Below are 22,134 nucleotides of genomic sequence, written 5' to 3'. Positions count from 1 at the left end.
GGGAATCGTTCCTGCCTGAGTACCGCTACTCATTCGGTCAGGTGTGTGCCGCCCTGCGGGCTCCGTAGCCCAGGGCCGCCGCCGCACCCGCCAGTACCGCCACCGTGGTCAGGGCCACCGGCAGCGAGAACCAGTCGGCCAGGAAGCCGATCGCGGGCGGCCCGAGCAGCATCCCGCCGTAACCGAGCGTCGAGGCCGCCGCGACCCCGCCGGGTCCGGCCAGCTCACCGGCCCGGCCGACCGCCACCGGGAAGATGTTGGCGAGACCGATCCCAGTGACCGCGAAGCCGAGCAGCGCCAGCCAGGCGGTCGGGGCGAGCGCGCCCAGGAGCATCCCGGCGGCCGCCGTGGCGCCGCCCGCCACCAGCGTGCGGGTCTGCCCGAGGCGTTCGAGGAGGGCGGTGCCGCTGAGCCGGCCCGCCGTCATGGCCAGCGCGAACAGCGAGTATCCGGCGGCGGCGATCCCGGGACGGGCGTGCAGGTCCTGTTCCAGGTGGAGGGCGCCCCAGTCGGCCAGCGCGCCTTCCCCGTACGCGGTGCAGAGCGCGATCAGGCCGAACAGCAGCACCACCTTGCGCGCCCGCCCGGACAGCCGCTGCCCGGACCGGGCGGCGGACGGGGCGTCCGCCCGCTCCGGGACCACGGGCGCCGGGTACCGCAGGAGGACCGGGCCCGCGAGCGCGGTGACGAGCAGTCCGATTCCGGTCAGGAGGGAGAGGTGCACCGCGGGCGAGAGACCGGCCGCGACGAGACCGCCGAGCCCCGCGCCGAGCATCCCGCCGAGGCTGAACGCGGCGTGGAAACTGGGCATCACGGGGCGGCGCAGGGCGGCGACCAGATCCACCGCGGCGCTGTTCATCGCCACGTTCATCCCGCCGTACGCGGCGCCGAAGACCAGCAGCACGAGCCCCAGCGAGAGGGCCGAGTGGGTCTGGGCGGGCAGCGCGATGCTGAGCGAGAGGAGAACACCGCAGGCCACGGTCACCGCGTGGCTGCCGAACCGGCGGCAGAGCCGGCCGGTGAGCGTCATGGTGATCACGGCACCGGCGGAGACGCCGAGGAGCGCGAGGCCGAGGGTGGCGGCCGAGGCGCCGGTCTGGTGCTTGATGGCCGGGATACGGACCACCCAGCCGGCGAAGAGGAAACCGTCGAGGGCGAAGAACACGGTCAGCGCGGTACGGAGACGGGCCGAGGAGAGCGTGGCGGTGTTGCCGCCGAGGTCCCCCGGGAGTGCCGTCCGCAGTTTGTTTAGTTGCGGCACAAACTCAGCATAGGGGTGGCCCGGCGGCCGGTGCAAGACGGATGTCCCGCCCGGCCCGAAGTGCGAGGCCCCCGGGCGCGCACCCGGGGCAAGCCGGCCACCACGGCGTCGGAAGCACCTCCGGATCATGGGAGACTCGCCCCCATGAACGGCAAGGCGACCACCACCCGGACGAAGTTGGAGAGGGGCCGCAGCGCGCTCGGACCCGCCCTGGAACTCGTCCACACCGGACGGGCGCCCACGCGCGCCGTCCTCACCTCCGAGCTGGGGGTCACCCGCGCGACGGCGGGCGCGGTCGCCGCCGAGCTGGAAGCCCTCGGCCTCATCCGGGTCGACTCCAGCCCCGGTTCGGCGGCGGGTTCGCAGGGCCGGCCCTCGCACCGGCTGGCCGTACGGGAGTCCGGCCCGGTCGCCGTCGCCGCGCAGGTGCACGCGGACGGCTTCCGCGCCGCGCTCGTCGGCCTCGGCGGCCGGCTCGTCGCGACCGCCCCCGGCAGCGTCACCATCACCGCCGACCCGGCCCAGGTCATCGGCGAGGTCGTGGACCACTGCGCACGGCTGCTGCGGGAGAGCGGACTGCGCTGCGTCGGCGCCGGGCTCGCCGTGCCGTCGGCGGTCGCCGAGCCCGAGGGCACCGCCCTCAACCCGCTCCACATCGCCTGGCCCGCCGGTGCCCCGGTCCGCGAGATCTTCGCCACCTGCGTACGCGAAGCGGGCATCGAGGGACCGGCGTTCACCGGCAACGACGTCAACCTCGCGGCCCTCGCCGAACACCGGCACGGCGCGGGGCGCGAGGCCCAGCACCTGCTGTGCGTCGCCACCGGACACCGGGGCGTGGGCGGGGCGCTCGTCCTCGACGGCCGCCTGCACACCGGGAGTTCGGGCCTCGCCCTGGAGGTCGGCCACCTCACCGTCAACCCCGAGGGGCGCCCCTGCCACTGCGGCGGGCGAGGCTGCCTGGACGTCGAGACCGACCCGCTCGCTTTCCTCACCGCCGCCGGGCGCACCCCGGGCCCCGAGGAGTCGCTGCTCAAGCAGTCCGGGGACCTGCTGCGCAACGAGTACGGGGACCCGGCCGTGCGCACCGCCGCCGAGGAGCTGATCGACCGGCTCGGCCTGGGGCTCGCCGGTCTCGTCAACATCCTCAACCCGGACCGCATCATCCTCGGCGGGCTGCACCGCGCCCTGCTCGACGCCGACCCCGAGCGGCTGCGGGCCGTGGTGGCCGACCGCAGCCTGTGGGGCCGCAGCGGAAGCGTGCCGATCCTGCCGTGCACCCTCGACCACAACAGCCTGGTCGGGGCGGCGGAACTGGCCTGGCAGCCGGTCCTGGACGACCCGCTGGGGGCGCTGACCTGAGGGCTTCCGCCGGGCTCAGGGGCCCGGCGGGAACCCGCCCACCACCGGGGCCTCGAACGCGAACGCCCGCGCCGGATTCGCCACCAGCACCGTCTCCATCGCCTCGGCGCCCAGCACCTCTTCGAGCCGGGGCCGCAGCCGCCGGAGCAGGAACGGCATGCCGGGGGTCTCCGGCACCGTCGTGTCACCGCCCAGCAGCAACTGCCCGGTGAACCCCGCACCTGCCAGCTCCGCCAGCTCCTCCGGAAGCCGCCAGTCCGTCGCGTGGTTGGCCCGCGACGGCCCGTCGAACGCCAGGAAGGCTCCCGCCCGCGCCGCCTCCCGCTGCACCGCCCCGTCCGGGGAGCGGCCGAGGTGGCCGAGGATCACCCGGTGCGGCGGGACGCCCAACTCCCCGCACAGCAGGTCCAGGACGTCGAGCGCGGCCGTGCCCAGCTCCAGGTGGACGGCGATCGGCGTGCCCGTGCGGTGATGGGCCCCGGCCGCCGCGGTCATGGTGAGCCGGGCGTGCGCGTCGAGCGTGTGGAAGGCCCCCGCCACCTTGATCAGGCCCGCCCGGACCCCGGTGGTGCCGATGCCCTCGGTCAGCTCCGCGACGAACAGCGCGGCGAGGTCGTCCCTGATCCGGTCCAGCAGTTCCGGCGGGTAGTGCGCCGCCTGGTGCAGCCCGGTCGCGGCGACCACGTGCGTGCCCGTCGCCCGGGACAGCGCGGCCAGCGCACCGGCCCCGCGCCCCATGCCGTGCGGCGTCCACTGCACCACGGTCCGGCCGCCCAGCGCGTGGAAGGCGCGGAGCCGTCCGGCCGCCGACTCCGGGTCGTCCAGCTCCTGGCCCGGCAGCATCGGGCTGCGCAGGAAGAGGTGGTCGTGGGCGTCGCAGACCCCCAGCTCCCCGGGGGCGATGTCCCCGAGGACGGTACGGACGGCGGCTACCACTGGCGTCCCCTCGTGATGTGGTCCTGCTCGGGGCGGCTGAGGTGGAGCACCTGGTAGCGCTCGCCGGGCGCGGCCGGGGCGTCGTGGTCCCAGAGCGTGAAGTGCAGGAGCTCCCAGTGGCGGGGATCGGCCGCGAGCGCCGAGGCGACGGCGCCCGGCGCCTTCGCGAGCCTGCGGCTCTCCTCCAGCGCGGCTTCCACCGCGTCCGCGGGGGAGACCGACGGCGGCACGGGCGAGCGGTGGCGGGTCGCCGACCGGGGGAGTGCGGACGACGCGGGCCCCTCCTCGTAGGCGAGCCCGGTCCAGTGCTGGACCACGGGGCGGCCGAAGTCCTGGACGATGCCCTGGAATCCGGGGCCCCAGAGGAAGGAGTTCATGCCCTCGGGCCGGGTCCACAGGTAGAACGGCGCGTACTGGTTGACCGGGGAGTCCTCGCCCCGCTCCCGCATCAGATACGCCTTGAGCCCGAGCCCCGGGAAGTCGTCCAGGAGATGGCCCCGGGTCGCCACCCGGTGGCGGATGACGCCCATGTCGTAATCGGCGGGCAGGGTGATCTCGTACTGCATGGCATGCATCGGAGGGCTCCTCAGGTCGCCGGGTAGTCGGCGACGTGTGCGTCGGTGTGCCAGTGGATGGTGCTGCCGTCCTCGGCGGCCTCGACCACCGCGAGATGGGTCATGAACGTGCGCGGCGACGCCCCGTGCCAGTGCCATTCGTCCGGCTCGATCCACACGGTGTCCCCGGCCCGGATCGTCTCGACCGGGCCGCCCCTGCGCTGCACCAGGCCCTCGCCCTCGGTGACGTGCAGGACCTGGCCGTGCGGGTGGGTGTGCCACGAGGTGTGGCCGCCCGGGGCGAAGTGGACGCTGAACATCCGCAGTCGGGACGGCGGTTCGGGGGCGGCGATCTCATCGAGCCACACCGTGCCGTTGAAGTGTGCGGAGGGACCCTGTCCGGTGTCGGGGCGGTTCCTGGTGATGTGCATGTGCGGCTGCTCCTGAAGGGGTCGATGGGTCAGGCGGGCGGGGCGAGAAGGCTGAGCAGTCCCCGTACGCCCGCGTCGAAGGCGTCCGTCGAACCCGAGGCGCGGGCCAGCACATAGCCGCCCTGCACCGTCGCGACGATCGAGGCGGCGATGTCCTCGGGCACCACGCCGGGGGCGAACTCGCCCCGGTCGACGCCCTCGCGGACGATGCCGGCGAGCCTGCCGCGCAGCCAGGCGATGGTCTCGTCCACCGGCTCCCGCAGCTCGTCGTTCGCGACGATGTCCGGGTCCATGGTCAGCCGCCCCACCGGACAGCCGCGCAGCACATCGCGCTCGCGCAGCAGATAGGCCGCGATCCGCTCGTACGACGTTCCGGGCGCGTCGAGCACCCGCTCGGCGGTCTCGCGCAGTTCGTCGGCCGTGCGGCGGATGGCGGTGAGGGCCAGATCCGGTTTGCCGGTGAAGTGGTGGTACATGCTGCCCTGGCCCACCCCCGCGTTCTGCTGGATGGCCTTGGGGCTCATGCCCACGTAGCCGCGCTCCCACAGGAGCTCCCGGGTGGCTTCGATCAGACGGTCCGGAGTGCTCATGCGGACAGTGTACATACTAGTAGGTACAGAATGCGGAAACGTTTCGCCACGCATGCGTGAACGGGGCACCCCCGGCAGGGGATGCCCCGTTCACGTCGTGTCAGCCCACCACGGCCGATCGCGACGCCGAGGGCGGTGAGCCCTCCAGGTGCTTCAGGACGCTCAGGTCGAACGGCCCGTCGGTGGTCGCCCCGTACACCACGTGCGACGGCGGGGTGAGCGGTGCCGGTGCGGGAAGCGTGAACCACACGACCTTCCCCGCGCCGCCCCGGGGGCGCACGCCCCAGCTCTCGCTGACCGCGGCGATCAGCGCCAGCCCGCGCCCCGACGTGCTGGAGTCGTCGGCCTCCCGCACGGTCGGCAGCCGTGGATCGTGGTCGTGGACGGACACCGTGAGCCGTTCGAGCAGCAGCTCGATCTCGACGGTGCATGACTTGTCCGGCTGTGCGTGCCGGTGGACGTTGGTGAGGAGCTCGGTGACGCCCAGCGCTGTCTGGTCGATCAGAGAATCGAGATGCCAGTAGCGCAGTTGCGCCGAAATGATTCTGCGGACCTGACCGATCCGCGACGGCAGGGCCTGGAGCTCCACCGTGCAGTGCCTGCTTGGCTCGCTGATCACGGCTGCGACTCCCCGAAATAGGTCCGGAAGAAGACGAAGGAACGGATCCAGCACATGGCTCGCTGCTGAGTCCGGGCCGGCGGCCTGGATCACAGTGTCACCGCCGGTACACCATGAGTGACGTGACTCCAATGTCGCTCAGGGCATACGGCTCCGCAACTCGCGGTGTCCCGCGCCCCACCGGTCTCAGGAGCGACGCCCTCCCGCGCTGTACAGCGCCTCCAGGAACCGGTGCGAGGGCGCCGTGTCACCGGGTTTGCCGTCCGGCCGCCGCATCGTCAGCCGGTACCGCGTCCCGTTGACCCGCGCCACCGTGGCGTCCGACCCCGCGAACCACGGTCTGCCCGCGCTCACCGTGCCCACCGGCGCGCTGTCGATCTCCCGCCCGTAACTCGTCAGGAGGGCCACCCGCCCGTCCTTCACGGTCACCTGCCCCGCCCTGGTGACCGAGCGCGCCCACCGGTCGATGCGCACCCCGGTCGCGCTGAACTCCGTCACGCCCGTTACCCCGAACTCCGTTTCCGACATGGCCCCTTCGCCCCCTTCGTCATGCCTCTGAGACGAAGTGTGCCCATCCCGGGGCGTGTGCACCAGAGCGGGACGGTACGTAAACGGCGCATTCGGGCCGTGCGGGAGCACAGCGGCCCGGCCGCGACACCAAGGCACTGCTATGGACCATCAAAGTCAACGTTTGTGCAGGTGGGGGGCATATCGTGGGCCCCGCCGAGACCGGTCGTACGAGGAGAAGCGCGCAGATGGACACCACCGAGCACGGACACGGCGGCGCAGCCGCGCCGACCGTCGACGTCGACCGCTCCGACCCGGCCTACCGCGCCTGGCTCAAGGAGGCCGTCCGCAAGGTCCAGGCCGACGCCAACCGCTCCGCCGACACCCATCTGCTGCTCTTCCCGCTGCCGGAGAGCTGGGGCATCGACCTCTACCTCAAGGACGAGTCGACCCACCCCACCGGCAGCCTGAAGCACCGGCTCGCGCGTTCGCTCTTCCTCTACGGGCTCTGCAACGGCTGGATCAGGCCGGGCAAACCGGTCATCGAGGCGTCCAGCGGCTCGACCGCCGTCTCGGAGGCGTACTTCGCCAAACTGATCGGCGTGCCGTTCATCGCGGTCATGCCCCGCACCACCAGCCCCGAGAAGTGCCGGCTCATCGAATTCCACGGCGGGCGCTGCCACTTCGTGGACGACTCGCGCCGGATGTACGAGGAATCGGCCCGGCTCGCCGCGGAGACCGGCGGCCACTACATGGACCAGTTCACCTACGCGGAGCGGGCCACCGACTGGCGGGGCAACAACAACATCGCGGAGTCCGTCTACCAGCAGCTGCGGCTCGAACGCTATCCCGAGCCCACCTGGATCGTCGCCACCGCCGGCACCGGCGGCACCTCCGCGACCATCGCGCGCTATGTGCACTACATGCAGCACGACACCCGGATCTGCGTGCCCGACCCGGAGAACTCCTGCTTCTTCGACGGCTGGACCCACCACGACCCGCACGCCACCAGCGACTGCGGCTCCCGCATCGAGGGCATCGGCCGGCCCCGGATGGAGCCCAGCTTCGTCCCCGGCGCCATCGACCGGATGATGAAGGTCCCCGACGCGGCGAGCGTCGCCGCCGTGCGCGCCCTGGAACGGGCCATCGGGCGCAAGGCGGGCGGCTCCACCGGCACCGGGCTGTGGAGCGCCTTCAAGCTGATCGCCGAGATGGTCGCCCGGGGCGAGCGGGGCAGCGTCGTCACCCTGATCTGCGACCCCGGCGACCGCTACCTCGACAAGTACTACTCGGACTCCTGGCTGACCGCGCAGGGCCTCGACATCACCCCGTACACCCGGACCATCGACCGGTTCCTGGCCACCGGCGACTGGCCGGAGGCGTGAGACCTCAGCCGTACCGGCCCGCCGGGCGGTCCAGCATGGCGTCGAGCACCCGGCCGAACACCCGCTTCCCGGCACCGGCCAGCACCGGGTCCGCCCAGCGCGGCAGCAGCCGTACGCTCATCTCCTCCACCCACACCACATGGGAGCCGGACCGGTTCGGATACACGTCGATCGACGCGCGGCCCCGTACCACCCGGCCGCGCTTCTCCAGCCGGCACATCCCTGCCCGGCTCCCGGCCGGCGGCGACCAGCGGACCACTTCCATCGGATCGTCGAACGCCAGCGGACCCACGCCGGTGCGCGCCACGAACACCGTCCCGACCCGGGTCGGCAGGCCCGTCGGCACCGTGATCACGGTCAGCGGCACCTGCGCGGCATGCCGCTCCCAGTCCGTCACCCGGCGCCAGGACTCGGCTGCGGGCAAGGAGGTGAAACGCTCGATCCGGAACACGGCCACACCGAGATCCTAGGGTGTGAACGCCCTGCCGCGAGCGGAGCGGAATGCTCAGCCCTCGGCGGGCCCGGCGTCGCCCGCCACCAGCAGCCCCGGCAGATACTCCTCGATCTCCGCCCGGGCCCCCGCCGGAAGCCCCGCGTCCGTGACGAACGTGCTCACCTCGTCCAGCGAGGCGAACGAGCTGAGACCGACCGTGCCCCACTTGGTGTGGTCGGCGACCACCACCACCCGGCGCGCCGACTGCACGAACCGGCGGTTCGTCTCCGCCTCCGCCAGATTGGGCGTGGACAGCCCCGCCTCCACCGAGATCCCGTGGACCCCGAGGAACAGCACATCGAAGTGGAGCGCCGCGATGGCCCGGTCCGCGACCGGTCCGACCAGCGAGTCGGAGGGCGTACGCACTCCGCCGGTGAGCACGACCGTCGCCGCCCCCGGACGGCCGCCCGGAGTGCCGGGCCGCTGCGCCGCGTGGAACACGTCCGCGACCCGCACCGAATTCGTCACGACCGTCAGGTCCGGCACGTCCAGCAGATGCTGGGCCAGCGCATACGTCGTGGTGCCCCCGGACAGGGCGATCGCACTGCCGGGCACCGCCATCGCGGCGGCGGCCCGGGCGATGTCCTCCTTGGCGGTCAGCTCCAGGGTCGACTTCGCCTCGAAACCGGGCTCGTGGGTGCTCGCCTCGACCACCGGCACGGCACCGCCGTGCACCTTCTCGATCACGCCCTGCCGGGCCAGCGCGTCCAGATCCCGGCGGACGGTCATGTCCGAGACGTTCAGCTTCCGGGTCAGCTCGTTGACCCGCACCCCGCCGCGCCGGCGCACCTCGTCAAGGATCAGCGCGCGCCGCTGCTCCGCGAGCAGGTTCTGATTCTCGCTCAACGCCGGGCCTCGCCCTTCCCTCTGGCCGTACAGGAGTCCGTATCGACGGAGTCATCCTGCCACGCCCGGTGTCGCGGACCCCTGCCCGGGGGAGATTCGTCAGTAACGGTGACCGGCCATCAGCCGCCTTCCCCCTGCGAGAGCGAGACGCACGTGCCCCCTCCCACCCCTGCCCCGCGCAGCCCCGGCCCCGCGCTGGAATTACTGGTCCACGGGGTGGGCGGGACCACCCCCCAGGACATGCTGACCGACCCGCGCACGGTCCGGGTCACCGGCGACACCACCGCGGCCATCTACCGGCGCTCCGCCGACGTCGACGCCGAACAGCACCCCGAGCGGTACCGCGACAAGCCCATCGCCGAGGCGTACTGCTGGTCCAACCTCACCTCCGGCAACGGCTCCCGCGCGCTGTGGCTGGTGCTGCTCCCGTTCATGGTGATCAACCTCGCCCACTGGATGCGCCCCACCGCCCGGCGCCGCCCCCGCGCGATCCGGGTGTACGGCGTCCTCGTGCGGCTCATCGCGCTCAGCCTCACCGTGCTGCTGACCGCAGCCGCCTGCGAGGTCGCCCTCGACCTCACCGCCTGGCAGTGCGCGGGCGTCGCCGCCTGCTCCGAGAAGCGCTCCTGGCTCGGCTTCCTCTCCGCCGAGCAGGGCGGCTGGTGGTCCCAGCCCGGCCGCCGCCTCGCCCTGGCCGCGCTGGTCCCGGCCGCGCTCGTCGGGCTGCTCTGGTTCCTGTCCAACCGCACCTGGAGCGCCTACGAGTCCCAGCGCCCGCTGACCGAGGCGGAGCCGGACGACATCGAGGGGGACGACGGCCCCGCCCCCGCCGCCGAACCCGTCCGCCCCGCGCTCGGACGGCCCGGATTCTGGTACGGGCGCCGCCTCGTCGCCCGGCTGCGCGCCGCCCACACCGCCGCCGGCTTCCTCACCGTCGCCGCGGCCGTCTCGGAGGCCGCAGCCCGCCACGACCGCGCCGTCACCGGACCGGTGGCCCCGCTCCTGGGCCGGCTCATCGAGGGGGCCCTCGCCCTCGGGCTCGTCGTCGTGCTCTGGGTGGTCTGCCGCCGGGGCCGCAGCGAACGGCGCCTCGACAACCGGCTCGACCGGGCGGTCATCACCTGGCTGCCCGGCGCCGCGCTGGCCCTCCTCGTCCTCGCCGCCGTCCACGCCGCCTGGTCGCGCCCCGGCTGGACCTCCTCCGGGAGACTCCCCGGCGACACCACGCTGTTCCGGGCGGTCAGCGTCACCGAGGGCGTCCTGGTGGTGCTCCTCGCAGCGATCTCCCTCTACCTGTACCGGCGGTGCCCGGAGCCCCGCACCGTCCTGCGCGGCCTCGGCGGACCGGCCGTCGCGATGCTCGCGTGCGCGCTGGGCGGCGTGATGACCGGCGGCGTCGCCCAGCGCGTCGCCGACTGGCTCGACGGACCCGGCAGCCCGGGCATGGGGCGCAGCGCGCTGATAGAGGGGCCGCCGGTGCTGCTCAGCTGGCAGGCGTCGGTCATCCCCGTCCTCCTCGCGCTGCTCCTGGTGCCGGGCGCCGTCCTCGGCCTGCGGACCTGGCTGGCGGCCCGGCGGCTGGAGCCCGTGGTCGACGCGGAGTACGGCGAACGCTTCCCCGATCCGTCGCGGACCAAGCGGATCGCCCGCATCCGGGCCACGGCCGCGCTCACCGACGCGGCGCCCCGCGTGGTGGGGATCGTCTCCGGCGCCACCCTGTTCCTGGGCGCGGGGGCGGTCGCCGGGTCCTGGGCCACCGGCGAGGTCCCCGGACTCGCGCTGGACGGCAGCGGCCCGTTCCTCGAATCGGTGGCCGAGGCGGCCCAGTCCACCGGCTCCTGGCTGATCGGCTTCGGCTTCCTCGTCTTCGTCGCCTGCGGCAGGCGGGCCTACCGGGACGCGTCCGCCCGGCGCACGATCGGCATCCTCTGGGACGTCGGTACGTTCTGGCCGCGCGCCGCCCACCCCTTCGCCCCGCCCTGCTACGCGGAGCGCGCCGTGCCCGACCTGGCCTCCCGCATGTCCGGCTGGACCGGCCGCACCCGGGGCCGGCTCGTCATCTCCGGCCACTCCCAGGGCAGCGTCCTCGCGGCCTCCGCGGTCTGGCAACTGCCCGCCCGCACCCGCTCCCGGGTCGCCCTGCTCACGTACGGATCGCCGATCGAACGGCTCTACGGCCGCTGGTTCCCGGCCTACTTCGGGGCCGGGCAACTCCACGGGCTGCACCGCTCCGTGCACTGCTGGCGCAATCTGTGGCGGGCCACCGATCCCATCGGCGGCGAGATCCGGCTCGGCGAGGAATCCGGCCCGGAGGTCGACCGGGGCCCCCTGAGGGACCCGCTGGTCTACGGGCGGACGCCCGAACACCCGCTGCCCGAGCCGGTGCTCGGCCACTCCGACTACCAGGCCGACCCCGTCTTCGCCGAGGAGCGCGCCGCCCTCCTGGAACGGCTCGACCCCGTCCTGCCCCAGCAGGCGGAGCCCGTCGGCGAGGACGTCAGGGCAGTTCCGGGAGGTCCTCCGGATACAGCAGGGTGAGGTCGTCCGTGCTCGGATCGGCGAGCTGGGCGACCCGGCCGGCGTGCCGCTCGACCATCGACTCGAAGGTCTGGCGAGCGGTGCGCCCATTGCCGAAGGCGGGACCCTTGGGCAGCTCCGTGAAGTACTTCACCAGCGCCTCACCGGTGCCCGACGCCAGGCTGTACTCCTGCTCCTGCGACTGCTGCTCCACGATCCGCAGCAGCTCGGCCGGTTCGTAGTCGCTGAAGGTGATGGTCCGCGAGAAGCGGGACGCGACCCCGGGGTTGACGGTCAGGAACCGCTCCATCTCCTGGGTGTACCCGGCGACGATGACCACCACCGCGTCCCGGTGGTCCTCCATCAGCTTCACCAGCGTGTCGATCGCCTCCCGGCCGAAGTCCCGGCCGGAGTCCTCGGGCGACAGCGCGTACGCCTCGTCCACGAACAGCACCCCGCCACGCGCCCGGTCGAACGCCTCCTGCGTACGGATCGCGGTCGAGCCGATGTGCTCACCGACCAGGTCGACCCGGGACACCTCGACCAGATGGCCCCGCTCCAGCACCCCGAGCGCGGCCAGGATCTCCCCGTACAGCCGGGCCACCGTGGTCTTTCCGGTGCCCGGGGAACCGGTGAAGACGAGATGGCGGCGGACCGACGCGGCCTTGAGGCCCGCCTCCCGGCGCCTGCGGCCCACCTCGATCATGTCCGTGAGCGCCCGCACCTCGCGCTTGACGCTGTCCAGGCCGACCAGCGCGTCGAGCTCGCCCAGGACCTCCCCGGAGGTGCGCGCGGGCTCGGCGGGCGGCTCCGCTTCCACGGGGCGCGGGGCGGGGACCGAACCGAGCAGCCCGGGCGAGGCCTGGGTGGCCGTCAGAACCGGGGCCGGCGGGGGAGTGGCGGTGCGCAGCCCGCTCTCGTCGCTCGTGCAGTCCTCCACGACCGGCCCGCTTCCCGTGCCGTTCCCGGAGCCGGTGCCCTCCGGGAACTCGTAACCGCCGCGCGCGCACCGCTCCGTGCGGCACCGGGTGAGCGTCGTCCGGCAGCCCTCCATCACATGGAAGCCGTAGCCTTCGCTGCCCGTGACCCGGCAGCCGTTGAACGTCCCCCGGCCCTCGGCGGACACATAGAACCCGGCCTCGGCGGGGGAGGTCACCGTGCACCGCTCGATCACCGGGTCGGCGCCCTTGGTGACGATCACGCCCGTCTGCGCGGCGTCGACGGTGCAGTTGTTCAGCGTGCCCCCGCTGCCGTGGTCCCGGAACCAGGCGCCGGTCGACGCCTCCCGGATGCGGCAGTCGTCCAGCTGGGCGGTCGCCCCGTCGCTGACCGAGACCGCGGTGTTGCGGACCTGGGAGAGATCGCTGTCCACGACATCGGCCCGCGAGCCCCGGTCCAGGACGAACAGGGCGTCCGGCACGTCGTGGACCCGGCACGAATCCAGTATCACCGTGGCCCCGTCGCTGACCCAGACCGCCGGGTAGTCGCCCGTACTGTCGTGGATCTCGCACTGGTTGGCGTCCACCCGGGTGCCCGGGTCCCACACCGAGAGCCCGTTGCGGCCGAAGCGGCGCACCGTCGAGCGGGTCAGCGTCAGCACCGCCCGCGAACGCAGGTCCACCGCGTTCTCCGGGATGTCGTGGATGTCGCAGTCGGCAAGGGTGAGCACCGCGTCGGTGTCCAGCGTGACGCCGTCCGCCGAGGTGCGGTGCACCGTGCAGTCGGTGAGATGGGCGGAGCCGCGGGCGGTCACCTGGATCCCGCTGCCCTTGATCTCGTACACCTCGCAGCCCAGCGCCTCCAGGCCGCTGCCCTCGCCGGTGACGGACAGGCCCGCCCCCGAGGCGTGGTGGACCCGGCAGCGGTCGAGGCGGGGGTGCCCGCCGTCGCGCACGGCGACTCCGGACTGCCCGGCCGAGACGATCTCGCACTCCTCGAACACCCCGCCCGCGCCGTCGAGCACGGCGATGCCGACGCCGGCCGGATTGTCGACGGTGCACCGGCGCACGGTGGGCCGGGCCGCGCCGCGCACCTCGACACCGGCCGCCGAGCGGGTCACGATCCGTACGTCCGCTATCTCCGGTGCGCCGTCCTCGACCAGCACCGCCGGGGCCGCCGAGTCCTGCCCCTCCACATGGAGGTCCTGGACGACGGCGGAGGCGCGCAGCGTCAGCGGCACCCCGTCGGCGGGGGCGATGCGCACGGAGCCGACGGAGCCCTCGGGGCCGCGCAGCGTGACCGCGCGGGCGATGACCAGGTTCTCCCGGTAGGTGCCGGGCGCGACGGTGAGCACATCACCGTCCGCCGCCGCTTCGAGCGCCGCGGTGAGGGAGGCGTATTCGCCCGTGCGGCGCCGCCACCGCGATGTGCCGGTGTGCGTCACCTGGACCGTGCCCTGTGCCATGGCGCTGTCGTGCCCCCGCCTCGTGCGTGTGTGGTGCCCGTGTCACCGGCCTCGCGGCAGCGACCAGCCGGGGTCCGCCTGCCGGAGAGCGACGGGCGGGCCGGTCCACCGTAGCGCGCGCGGACGCCGGGAGTTGACCCGATGCGCAGGTCCCGGCGGCTGCCCGGACACACCTCAGCTGCTGCCGGTGCCCGTCCTGCCCCAGTCCGGGCCGACCGCCGCCCAGGCCCGGTCGAGCCGTTGGTACCGCCGCCAGGTCATGCGGCGCAGGATCAGGCGCCGGACGCACTCGATCAGCAGGGCGGACAGCATCGCGGCGCCGAAGCCGGCGAGCGCGGCATGCGTGTGCGCCGTCGGCAGGTCCATCGGCCGCAGCGCCGGGGCGCCTCGGCCGTCGGTCCAGATCCGGACCCGGGCTCCCGGCGACGCGTTGCGCGAGGCGGTCGTCACCCTCGCCGTGCGGGCCGCGCCGTCCGGGGTGTGCCACCGGGCCACCACCTCGGTCCGCCTCATGGAGCCACCGGATATCTCGGGATCGGAGGCATAACGAGCACCGGCCACCCGCCGCACCACGACGGCCGCGGTGAGGTGACGGTCCGCCCGCTGGGCGCGCACCGCCGCCTGGAGCGCCGCGTCCGTCCGGGCCCCGCAGAGCCAGCCCACCGCCGGGACCGCCAGCATCAGCATCAGGAACGCGGCCAGGGCCAGCCACGCCTCGCACCGGTCCGTCGCCCGGCGCAGCGGATTGCGCCGCCAACGCCAGACGCCCGCCATCGCTCGCACAGTCCCCGCACCCCCTTCCGCACCCGTGCCCGCCCGGTACGGTGCCGCCGAGCGCCGGAGCCGCACGGTACGGGCGGCCCACCGTGCTCAACGCGCGGCCCGCCCCCGTGAGTTCCCGGTACCCCCGGACCGGTCACGCGGAACGCGGAACGGCGCACGGACCCGTGTTGCCGGGCACCCCGCCCCGGGCCGTGCGCCGCCTGAACCGAAGGGTCTAGTAGCCCCGGCCGCCCTGGTAGGGCCGGCCGTACGGGTCCTCGTAGGGGGACTGCGCCGGGACGGGCCGGGACGCGGCGGGGCGCATCGACTCGTAGCCCGAAGCGGGCGCCGGGCGCTGCTGCTGCGGCGGAGGCGCCTGGTACATGCCGCGGCCGCCGGCGGGCTGCTGCGGGATGTACGGCGCCGGCGCGTGCTGGAGCTGCGCGGGCTGCATCGGTGAGTAGCCCTGCTGCGCCGCCGGCTGGGGGTAGCCGTAGGACTGCTGGGGCTGGGAGGGGGCCGCGGGAAGAGCCGGCAGGGCCGACGGGAGCGCCGGCAGGTAGCTGTTGCCGGTGTCGTAGGCGGCGGGGACTCGGATCGGTGCGATCTGAGGGGTGCCCCGCTCCGCGACGAGGGAGTCGTAGATCGGGGTGTCGGCAAACGACGGCGCGGCGTAGTAGCCGCCGCCGTAGGTGGAGCGGGGGGAGGTCATGACACCTAAGTTAAGCCCACGATGTGCAGATTGGGGAGTCCCAATTTTGTGGTCATCGGATTTACCTTCGTCCTACCTGCCTGACCTGCTGAAACATCGTTGTCATCCCGGGCCCGTACCCCGGGGGAATCGCCCCTCGATTCACTGCCGATCTTGCACGCTTCGTGTGCCTCGCCGATTTCCAGAGCGCAATTCCGGTGAGCACCCCCACCGGATGGCAATGAGATGCGGAGAGGGCCGGGGCCCGGCCCCGAGCCTTACCGGCTGTTGACCGATGGCGGCAACACTTCGCACGGGGACGGCACTTACGGTGGATGATCCGGCGAAAGCCGCGTACAACGCCGTCCGTTGACGCCAGGATGACGCCATGAAGAAACACGGTGTGCCCCCCGCTGCCCGGCCGGTGCTGGTGAGGATTCCGGTGGAGCCCGTCGAGGCCGCGATCGAGGCCGACGCCTTCGACGCGGCCTCGCGCAACAAACTGGCCGTGCGCGGACCGCTGTTCGGGGTGGCCGCGCAGTCCGAGGCCGACGGACAGCGGTGGCGGGTGATCGGCGCGATCACGAACGGCTGCCCCCAGCAGGCCAGGGACGAACTGCAGTCCAAGCTGTGGTTCCGGGCCAAGGACGAGACGGATACCGAGGCGGAGCGGCGGGCCCTGCTCGGCGCGGTCGCCCGGCTGGAGACCGGGAAGCCGTCCGAGGTCACCGTCCTCGGCACGCGCTACCGCGTGGTGCGCGCGGAGGAGTACGCGGGCCTGGCCCCCGACGGAGGCGTCGAGCTGCCGCGCCCCACCGACCCCGAGCCCGTCCTGCCCGAGTGGACCCGCACCACGGAGACCGCCGCGGTCGACGACGGACTGGTCCTGGACCCGGACGCGTCCGTCACACCCCTCCAGGCGGCGGAGATGCTCACGATGCGCTCCTTCGCGTACAAGGGGAGCCGGTACCCCGGCAACGTCCTGCGCGACTCCGAGCGCGCCGTGCACACCCACCCCGACGTCCTGCTCCTGCCGACCTCCTTCGTCGTCGTGGAACGGACCGGCGACGAGCGGTGGAGCGTCGGCGGCGGCCTGCACGCCACCCCGCAGGACGCCCGGCGCGCCCTCGACTTCTCGCTGACCTGGTTCCGGCCGCGGCAGGCGGGTGTCATCGACGTCACCGCCGGGCCGGACGTGGACGCGCGCAGCGTCGTCGCCGAGGGCACCCACCCCGACCTCGCCGAGATGAAGGTCCTGGCCGACGCGGCCGACCGGCTGCGCGCGGGCCGGCTCAACGAGGTCGAGGTCGGTGACACCGTCTGCCGCATCGCCCGCTCGCGGCGCCTGGTGCGCTGGGGGCCCGACGGCCCGGAGAGCCAACGGCCGTCCGACGTCACCATGGTGGAGCCGATGGCCCTCCACCCCCGCCTGGACGCGTACGGCGTCGTCCACAACCGCGAGGAGGGCACGCGGCCGGAGGACACCGACGCCGCCTGATCCGGCGAAGAGGCGGCGGGCGCCGCGTCCACGGGTCCGGGCGCCCTCGGTGGGTCCCGTGGCGGGCCTGGCATTAGGTTGACCCGGAAAGGTCTCGGAAGCGGACTCGTGATGGGGGCGAGCATGACCATGCAAAAGGGAACCAATGTCCCAGTGGCGGCCCAGGCCGTGCGTGTCGAAATGGGGTGGCGCACCGCCCCGGGGACACCCGATGTGGACGCCTCCGCGCTTCTTCTCCTCGGCTCGGGCAAGGTGCGCAACGACGGCGACTTCGTCTTCTACAACCAGCCGGCGCACTCCTCAGGCGCCGTGCGCCACGAGGGCAAGCGCAACTCCGGCGGCGCGGCGACCGACACCCTCGCGGTCGACCTGGCACGGGTGGAGCCGGCCATCGACCGCGTGGTGCTGGCCGCCTCGGCCGACGGCGGCACCTTCGGCCGGGTGAGCGGACTGTACGTACGCGTCCTGGACGCCGCGAACGGCGCCGAACTGGCCCGCTTCGACAGCTCGGACGCCACCGTGGAGACGGCCTTCATCCTCGGTGAGCTCTACCGGCGCCAGGGCGCCTGGAAGTTCCGGGCGGTCGGCCAGGGCTACGGCTCCGGGCTCGAAGGGCTCGCCACGGACTTCGGGATCTCCGTGGACGAGCCCCAGCAGCCGCAGCCGGCCGCCCCCGCCCCCCAGCCCCACGCGGCCCCCCGGGTCACCGCCACCCCACCGCCTCCGCAGTACCCGCAGCCGCAGCAGCCGACGCTCGCGGCGCCCCTGGCGTCCCCGATGGCCCCGCCCGTCCCCCCGGCCCCTCCGGCACCGCCCGTCACCCAGCCCGTCCGGCTGAGCAAGGTGACGCTCACCAAGGAGGCGCCGTCCGTCTCCCTCACCAAGCAGGGCGGCACGTCCGGCGCCATGCGCGTCAACCTCAACTGGGAGGTGCGCAAGCAGTTCAAGGGCTGGGGCAGCAAGCTCGGCCGCGCCGTGGCCAACCACTCGGACCTCGACCTCGACCTCTGCGCCCTGTACGAGCTGACCGACGGCCGCAAGGGAGTCGTCCAGGCCCTGGGGAACGCCTTCGGCGCGCTGAACCAGCCGCCGTTCATCCACCTCGACGGCGACGACCGCACCGGTGCCGTCTCCACCGGCGAGAACCTGACGATCAACCTCGACCACAAGGCGCAGCTCCGCCGGGTCCTGATCTTCGTCACCATCTACGAGGGCGCCCGCAGCTTCGCCGACCTGCACGCCACCGTCACCCTCCAGCCGCAGCACGGCGCGCCGATCGACTTCTCGCTGGACGAGTGCACGGTCCCGTCGACCGTCTGCGCGCTCGCGCTCATCACCAACACGGGGAACGACCTCACCGTGCAGCGCGAGGCCCGCTACCTGGTGCCGCAGCGCGGGGTCAGCCCGCAGCGCACCATCGACCACGCCTACGGCTGGGGCATGAACTGGACCCCGGGCCGCAAGTGACCCGGCCCGGGCGCGGCTGAGTCACTGATCCGGTGCGGCCTCGGGACGGGCGTACGTACGCCCCTTCCAGGCCGCACCGCGCCCCCGGTAGTGCTGCACCGCCGAATCGACGGTCATCAGGAGATACAGCAGCGCGGTGAACGGCAGCAGCGGGGCGAGCCACAGCGACTGCCGGTAGTAGCCCAGCATCGGCATGTACGTCCCCGCCATGACCGCCCAGGCGACGCCCCCGGCCCATGCCGCGACCGCGCTCCCGCCGAGCACCCCGGTGACCAGCGTCACCGGCGGCGCGAGGTAGACCAGCGCCAGCCCCAGCACCGTGCCGAGCAGCACCAGCGGATTGTGCCGCAGCTGGGCGTACGCGCTCCGCGAGACCATCCGCCACAGATCGGCCAGGCACGGATACGGGCGCACACTGTCCACCCGGTCCGCGAGCCCCAGCCAGATCCGGCCCCCCGAGCGCCGCACCGCCCGGGCCAGCGACACGTCGTCGATCACAGCCTGCCGGATCGAGTCCGGCACCCCCGCCCGTACCGCCGCCTCCGTCCGCAGCAGCACACAGCCCCCCGCCGCGGCGGCCGTCCGCCCCCGCTTCCGGTTGATCCACCGGAACGGATAGAGCTGCGAGAAGAAGTAGACGAAGGCCGGCACGACGAGCCGTTCCCAGAAGCTCGCCACCCGCAGCCGCGCCATCTGCGAGACCAGGTCGAAGCCGCCCGTCTCCGCCGCCGCCACCAGCTCCCGCAGGCTGTCCGGCTCATGCGCGATGTCGGCGTCCGTGAGCAGCAGATACTCCGGCTCCCGGGCCCGGGCCAGCGCGATCCCGTGGCGTACGGCCCAGAGCTTGCCCGTCCAGCCGGGCTCGGGCTCGCCCGGCGACACCACGGTCACCGGCAGGCCCCCGAACCGCACGGACAGGGCGCGGGCGACGTCCCCCGTGCCGTCCTTGCTGCAGTCGTCCACGAGGAAGACCTCGGCGGCCCCCGGATAGTCCTGCGCCAGCAGCGACCGCAGGCTCACCGGCAGCATCGCGGCCTCGTCGCGCGCCGGGACGACGACGGCGACCGAGGGCCAGCGCTCCGGGGCCGCCCGGCTCGGCAGCCGCTGGTCGGTGCGCCAGAAGAACCCCTGGCCCAGCAGCAGCCACACCCACGCGACAAGCGAACCCACGGCGATCCAGGCAACGGCGCTCATTGGCGGAAGTCTGCACCACTGAGCGGGGACCGCAAGGGCGGTCGACTATGGTGACCGGGTGAAGATCGCGCTCATGGACTCCGGAATCGGACTGCTCGCCGCCGCCGCCGCAGTACGCCGACTGAGGCCGGACGCCGATCTGGTCCTTTCGTCCGACCCGGACAACATGCCCTGGGGCCGCGCCCCCGAGGGTGTGCAGGCCCACGCGCTCGCGGTGGCCCGCGCCGCCGCCGCGCACCGGCCCGACGCGCTGATCGTCGCCTGCAACACCGCCTCCGTGCACGCGCTGGAGCTGCTGCGGGCCGAGCTCGAACCGGGCCTGCCCGTCGTCGGTACCGTCCCCGCCATCAAGCCCGCCGCGGCGGGCGGCGGCTCCGTCGCGATCTGGGCGACCCCGGCCACCACCGGCAGCCCGTACCAGCGCGGACTGATCGGCGCGTTCGCCGGGTCCGCCGCCGTCACCGAGGTGCCCTGCCCCGGCCTCGCCGACGCCGTGCAGTACGCGGACGAGGACGCCATCGAGAAGGCGATCGCCGCCGCCGCCGCGCTGACCCCGCCCGACGTCCGGGCCGTGGTCCTCGGCTGCACCCACTACGAGCTCGTCGCCGAGCGCATCCGCGAGGCCGTCGGCGGACCCGCCCGGCGCCACGTCGATCTGTACGGGTCCGCCGAGGCGGTCGCCGCCCAGGCGCTGCGCCGGATCGGTGCCGAACCCGCTCCGTCGGCCGAACCCTCCTCGTCCATCGCGGTCATCCTCAGCGGACGCGTCTCGGAGCTGCCGCCGGCGGCTCTGACCTACCCGGAAGGGCGCGGACTGGCCGCCGTCGGCTCCGTCCGCTGACCTCCCGACGGCCGAGCCACAGCCTTCGGAGCCCTCCCCGGACGCCCGTTCTTCAGTACGCTGCTCGGCATGAGGGAGCACCCCGGAGAACCGAAGCGCACCGGAACCGGCACCCACTCGCAGGTCTGGGTCGGCCGGGCCACCAACCGCACCCAGTGGGTCCTCGCGGCCCTGGGCGCCGCCTGCCTGGCCCTGGGCATCCAGCTCGCCGTCAGCTCGAACTGGACCTCCGGCATCGCCCCGCTGCTGATGTCGGTGATCGGCTGCGTGGCCGCCGGTCTGCTCATGCTGTTCGGGACCCTCGCCTTCGTGAACGTCGCCGTCCGCGTCGACGGCGACGCGCTGGAGGTCCGCTGCGGCCACATGGGCCTCCCGCGCCGCCGCATCCTGCTCACCCATGTGGTGGCCGCCGACTTCGCGCCCCATGTGAACCCCCGGCAGTGGGGCGGCTGGGGCTACCGCTGGCGCCCCGAGAAGGGCACGGCCGTGGTCGTGCGCCGGGGCGAGGGCCTGGTGCTGCGGCTCGGCGACGGCCGCACGTTCACCATCACGGTGGACGACGCCGAGGCGGGCGTACGGTTCATCCGGGCCCGGCTGCACCTGCCGTCCTCGGGCTTCCCGGCCGGGGCCTGACCCCGTCCTCCTCGCCGTCCTCCCCGTCCGGCCCGCACGGCTCGCCCGCGCCGATCGGCCGCCTGGCCGACGCCAGCCCGGCCAGCAGCCCCGCGCCTGCCGTCACCGGGGTGAAGCTCAGCGCGTTGCCCACGCTCGCCAGCACGGCCAGCGCCGTGAGCGTGGCCCCCGCCGCCAGGACCACCGCCGTGGACCGGGGCGAGCGCCACAGCGCGTACAGCAGCCAGCCGAACGCGGCGCCCAGCAGCACCACCCCCACGACCCCCTGCTCGGCGGCCTGCTGCCACGGAGCCGAATGCGGTTTCCCGTCCGAACCGAGGCTCTGCTGCGCGGTCGGGCTCAGCTCGGCGAACCGGCCGGGACCGATCCCGAGCACCGGATGCTCCTCCGCCAACCGCGCGGCGTCCTGCCACAACTCGACCCGGTTGCGGGTGAGCTGCCCCTCCAGCGAGACCGTGAGCCCCTCGGGCAGCACCTCCTCGGCCAGCGCCCACGAGGTCCCGACGACCAGCACCGCCACCAGCGCGAGGCCGCCGAGCCCCAGCAGCCGGCGCCGCGTCCGGACGGCGGCCAGCGAACACACCAGCACCCCGAGCGCCGCCGCAGACCCGGCCACCGAGCCCAGCGCGAACGAGGCCCCGGCGGTGCCCAGCGCCAGCAGCCGCAGCGCCGTACGGGCTCCCCGGCTCCCGGCCCCCGCCGCCGCGCAGCACGCCGCCCCGGCGGCCAGGACCAGCAGCGCGGCCGCGCCCCCGGTCTGCCCCGGCGCGTGGTCAGCGGTGGCCGTCGCACCGGGCATGCCGTGCCGCCAGACAAGGGCCAGGAGCAGGGCCGCCAGCGCGGCGCCCGCGGCGGTCGCCACCGGCAGCAGCGTGCCGCAGATGCGCCCGCAGGCGAAGCCCGCCGCGACGGCGAGCAGGGCGAGCAGCACCCCTTCGGGCCGGGTCTCCCGCCCCGCCGCGCTGATCAGCGCCCAGACCGCGCAGGCGGCGAGGATCAGCGCGCCGACGGCGTCGGAGGCGCTCCCCCGCTCGGGCCCCCGCCCCACAGATTCAGCCATCACGTCCGTCCCCCGGCCTGTGACCGTCCCGTACGCGAGGGCCGGAGCCGGCCCGTCGGCGGGGGACTGGCGCACAGGTTAACGGC

20 protein-coding genes and 1 pseudogene are annotated in these 22,134 nt (G+C 73.8%); 7 read left to right on the top strand and 14 right to left on the bottom strand.

All coding sequences use genetic code 11. From position 1 onward, the window contains the following. Window positions 1-37: 37 nt before the first annotated feature. Window positions 38-1,261: an MFS transporter gene (locus AMK18_RS32355; RefSeq protein ID WP_073865600.1), complete on the bottom strand. Its 1,224-nt coding sequence runs from the start codon at window positions 1,259-1,261 to the stop codon at window positions 38-40. Between the two features lie 144 nt (window positions 1,262-1,405). On the opposite strand from AMK18_RS32355, the gene AMK18_RS32350 reads away from it, so the two are divergent. Beyond that, window positions 1,406-2,620, top strand: coding sequence for an ROK family protein (locus AMK18_RS32350; RefSeq protein WP_018102753.1), 1,215 nt, complete (start codon window positions 1,406-1,408; stop codon window positions 2,618-2,620). Window positions 2,621-2,635: 15 nt separating this feature from the next. Here the strand turns inward: AMK18_RS32350 and AMK18_RS32345 are convergent, their stop codons facing one another. The 6 genes from AMK18_RS32345 to AMK18_RS32320 form a co-directional block, all read right to left on the bottom strand. Further along, entirely contained in the window at window positions 2,636-3,556 is a 921-nt protein-coding gene (locus tag AMK18_RS32345) for a phosphotriesterase family protein (protein ID WP_073865599.1), read from the bottom strand. Beyond that, window positions 3,550-4,131: a DUF4865 family protein gene (locus AMK18_RS32340; protein ID WP_073865598.1), complete on the bottom strand. Its 582-nt coding sequence runs from the start codon at window positions 4,129-4,131 to the stop codon at window positions 3,550-3,552. The genes AMK18_RS32345 and AMK18_RS32340 overlap by 7 nt, the downstream gene beginning before the upstream one ends. An 11-nt stretch (window positions 4,132-4,142) precedes the next feature. Beyond that, on the bottom strand, window positions 4,143-4,541 hold the full coding sequence (locus AMK18_RS32335) for a (R)-mandelonitrile lyase (RefSeq protein ID WP_073865597.1): 399 nt from the start codon (window positions 4,539-4,541) through the stop codon (window positions 4,143-4,145). Between the two features lie 29 nt (window positions 4,542-4,570). Next, complete coding sequence (locus AMK18_RS32330; protein ID WP_073865596.1) at window positions 4,571-5,146, bottom strand: TetR/AcrR family transcriptional regulator; 576 nt, start codon at window positions 5,144-5,146, stop codon at window positions 4,571-4,573. 85 nt (window positions 5,147-5,231) lie between these two features. Next, window positions 5,232-5,750, bottom strand: coding sequence for an ATP-binding protein (locus tag AMK18_RS32325; protein ID WP_026171477.1), 519 nt, complete (start codon window positions 5,748-5,750; stop codon window positions 5,232-5,234). Window positions 5,751-5,936: 186 nt separating this feature from the next. Continuing rightward, a complete protein-coding gene (locus AMK18_RS32320; RefSeq protein ID WP_018102759.1) occupies window positions 5,937-6,278 on the bottom strand; it encodes a hypothetical protein in 342 nt (113 codons plus the stop codon). Between the two features lie 227 nt (window positions 6,279-6,505). On the opposite strand from AMK18_RS32320, the gene AMK18_RS32315 reads away from it, so the two are divergent. Continuing rightward, a complete protein-coding gene (locus AMK18_RS32315; RefSeq protein ID WP_018102760.1) occupies window positions 6,506-7,642 on the top strand; it encodes a PLP-dependent cysteine synthase family protein in 1,137 nt (378 codons plus the stop codon). A 4-nt stretch (window positions 7,643-7,646) separates the two neighbouring features. Here AMK18_RS32315 and AMK18_RS32310 read toward each other — a convergent pair whose 3' ends face one another. Together AMK18_RS32310 and AMK18_RS32305 are read right to left on the bottom strand one after the other, a co-directional pair. Beyond that, a complete protein-coding gene (locus tag AMK18_RS32310; RefSeq protein ID WP_018102761.1) occupies window positions 7,647-8,099 on the bottom strand; it encodes a hypothetical protein in 453 nt (150 codons plus the stop codon). A gap of 48 nt (window positions 8,100-8,147) precedes the next feature. Then, window positions 8,148-8,981: a DeoR/GlpR family DNA-binding transcription regulator gene (locus AMK18_RS32305; protein WP_073865595.1), complete on the bottom strand. Its 834-nt coding sequence runs from the start codon at window positions 8,979-8,981 to the stop codon at window positions 8,148-8,150. A gap of 240 nt (window positions 8,982-9,221) precedes the next feature. Here AMK18_RS32305 and AMK18_RS32300 point away from each other — a divergent pair. Further along, a pseudogene (locus AMK18_RS32300) lies at window positions 9,222-11,506 on the top strand (hypothetical protein); the annotation flags it as partial. Here AMK18_RS32300 and AMK18_RS32295 read toward each other — a convergent pair. The 3 genes from AMK18_RS32295 to AMK18_RS32285 form a co-directional block, all read right to left on the bottom strand. Then, on the bottom strand, window positions 11,479-13,902 hold the full coding sequence (locus AMK18_RS32295) for a right-handed parallel beta-helix repeat-containing protein (protein ID WP_073865594.1): 2,424 nt from the start codon (window positions 13,900-13,902) through the stop codon (window positions 11,479-11,481). The pseudogene AMK18_RS32300 and the gene AMK18_RS32295 sit on opposite strands and share 28 nt — an antisense overlap. A gap of 174 nt (window positions 13,903-14,076) precedes the next feature. Then, window positions 14,077-14,676: an Rv1733c family protein gene (locus tag AMK18_RS32290; protein WP_073865593.1), complete on the bottom strand. Its 600-nt coding sequence runs from the start codon at window positions 14,674-14,676 to the stop codon at window positions 14,077-14,079. A gap of 223 nt (window positions 14,677-14,899) precedes the next feature. Continuing rightward, window positions 14,900-15,376 (bottom strand): DUF6643 family protein, encoded by a 477-nt coding sequence (locus tag AMK18_RS32285; RefSeq protein WP_018102765.1) that lies wholly within the window; start codon window positions 15,374-15,376, stop codon window positions 14,900-14,902. 367 nt (window positions 15,377-15,743) lie between these two features. On the opposite strand from AMK18_RS32285, the gene AMK18_RS32280 reads away from it, so the two are divergent. Continuing rightward, the gene (locus AMK18_RS32280; RefSeq protein WP_073865592.1) at window positions 15,744-16,853 is read left to right on the top strand and encodes a DUF5954 family protein; all 1,110 of its coding nucleotides are present in this window, start codon (window positions 15,744-15,746) and stop codon (window positions 16,851-16,853) included. Window positions 16,854-16,964: 111 nt separating this feature from the next. Beyond that, window positions 16,965-18,320 (top strand): TerD family protein, encoded by a 1,356-nt coding sequence (locus AMK18_RS32275; protein WP_073865591.1) that lies wholly within the window; start codon window positions 16,965-16,967, stop codon window positions 18,318-18,320. A 21-nt stretch (window positions 18,321-18,341) separates the two neighbouring features. Here the strand turns inward: AMK18_RS32275 and AMK18_RS32270 are convergent, their stop codons facing one another. After that, a complete protein-coding gene (locus AMK18_RS32270) occupies window positions 18,342-19,514 on the bottom strand; it encodes a glycosyltransferase (protein WP_073865590.1) in 1,173 nt (390 codons plus the stop codon). Between the two features lie 58 nt (window positions 19,515-19,572). Between AMK18_RS32270 and AMK18_RS32265 the strand changes: the two genes are divergently transcribed. Continuing rightward, window positions 19,573-20,355 carry a glutamate racemase gene (locus tag AMK18_RS32265; RefSeq protein ID WP_018102769.1) on the top strand — a complete coding sequence of 261 codons (783 nt, stop codon included), beginning with the start codon at window positions 19,573-19,575 and terminating at the stop codon, window positions 20,353-20,355. A 69-nt stretch (window positions 20,356-20,424) separates the two neighbouring features. Further along, window positions 20,425-20,988, top strand: a complete 564-nt coding sequence (locus AMK18_RS32260) for a hypothetical protein (protein ID WP_018102770.1) — start codon at window positions 20,425-20,427, stop codon at window positions 20,986-20,988. Here the strand turns inward: AMK18_RS32260 and AMK18_RS32255 are convergent. Continuing rightward, window positions 20,936-22,048, bottom strand: coding sequence for an O-antigen ligase family protein (locus tag AMK18_RS32255; RefSeq protein WP_198957121.1), 1,113 nt, complete (start codon window positions 22,046-22,048; stop codon window positions 20,936-20,938). The two genes, AMK18_RS32260 and AMK18_RS32255, sit on opposite strands and share 53 nt — an antisense overlap. Window positions 22,049-22,134 lie beyond the last annotated feature (86 nt).

The sequence above is a fragment of the Streptomyces sp. CB01249 genome, from assembly GCF_001905735.1.
Classification (GTDB): domain Bacteria; phylum Actinomycetota; class Actinomycetes; order Streptomycetales; family Streptomycetaceae; genus Streptomyces.
This window is presented reverse-complemented; position numbering and strand designations above follow the sequence as displayed.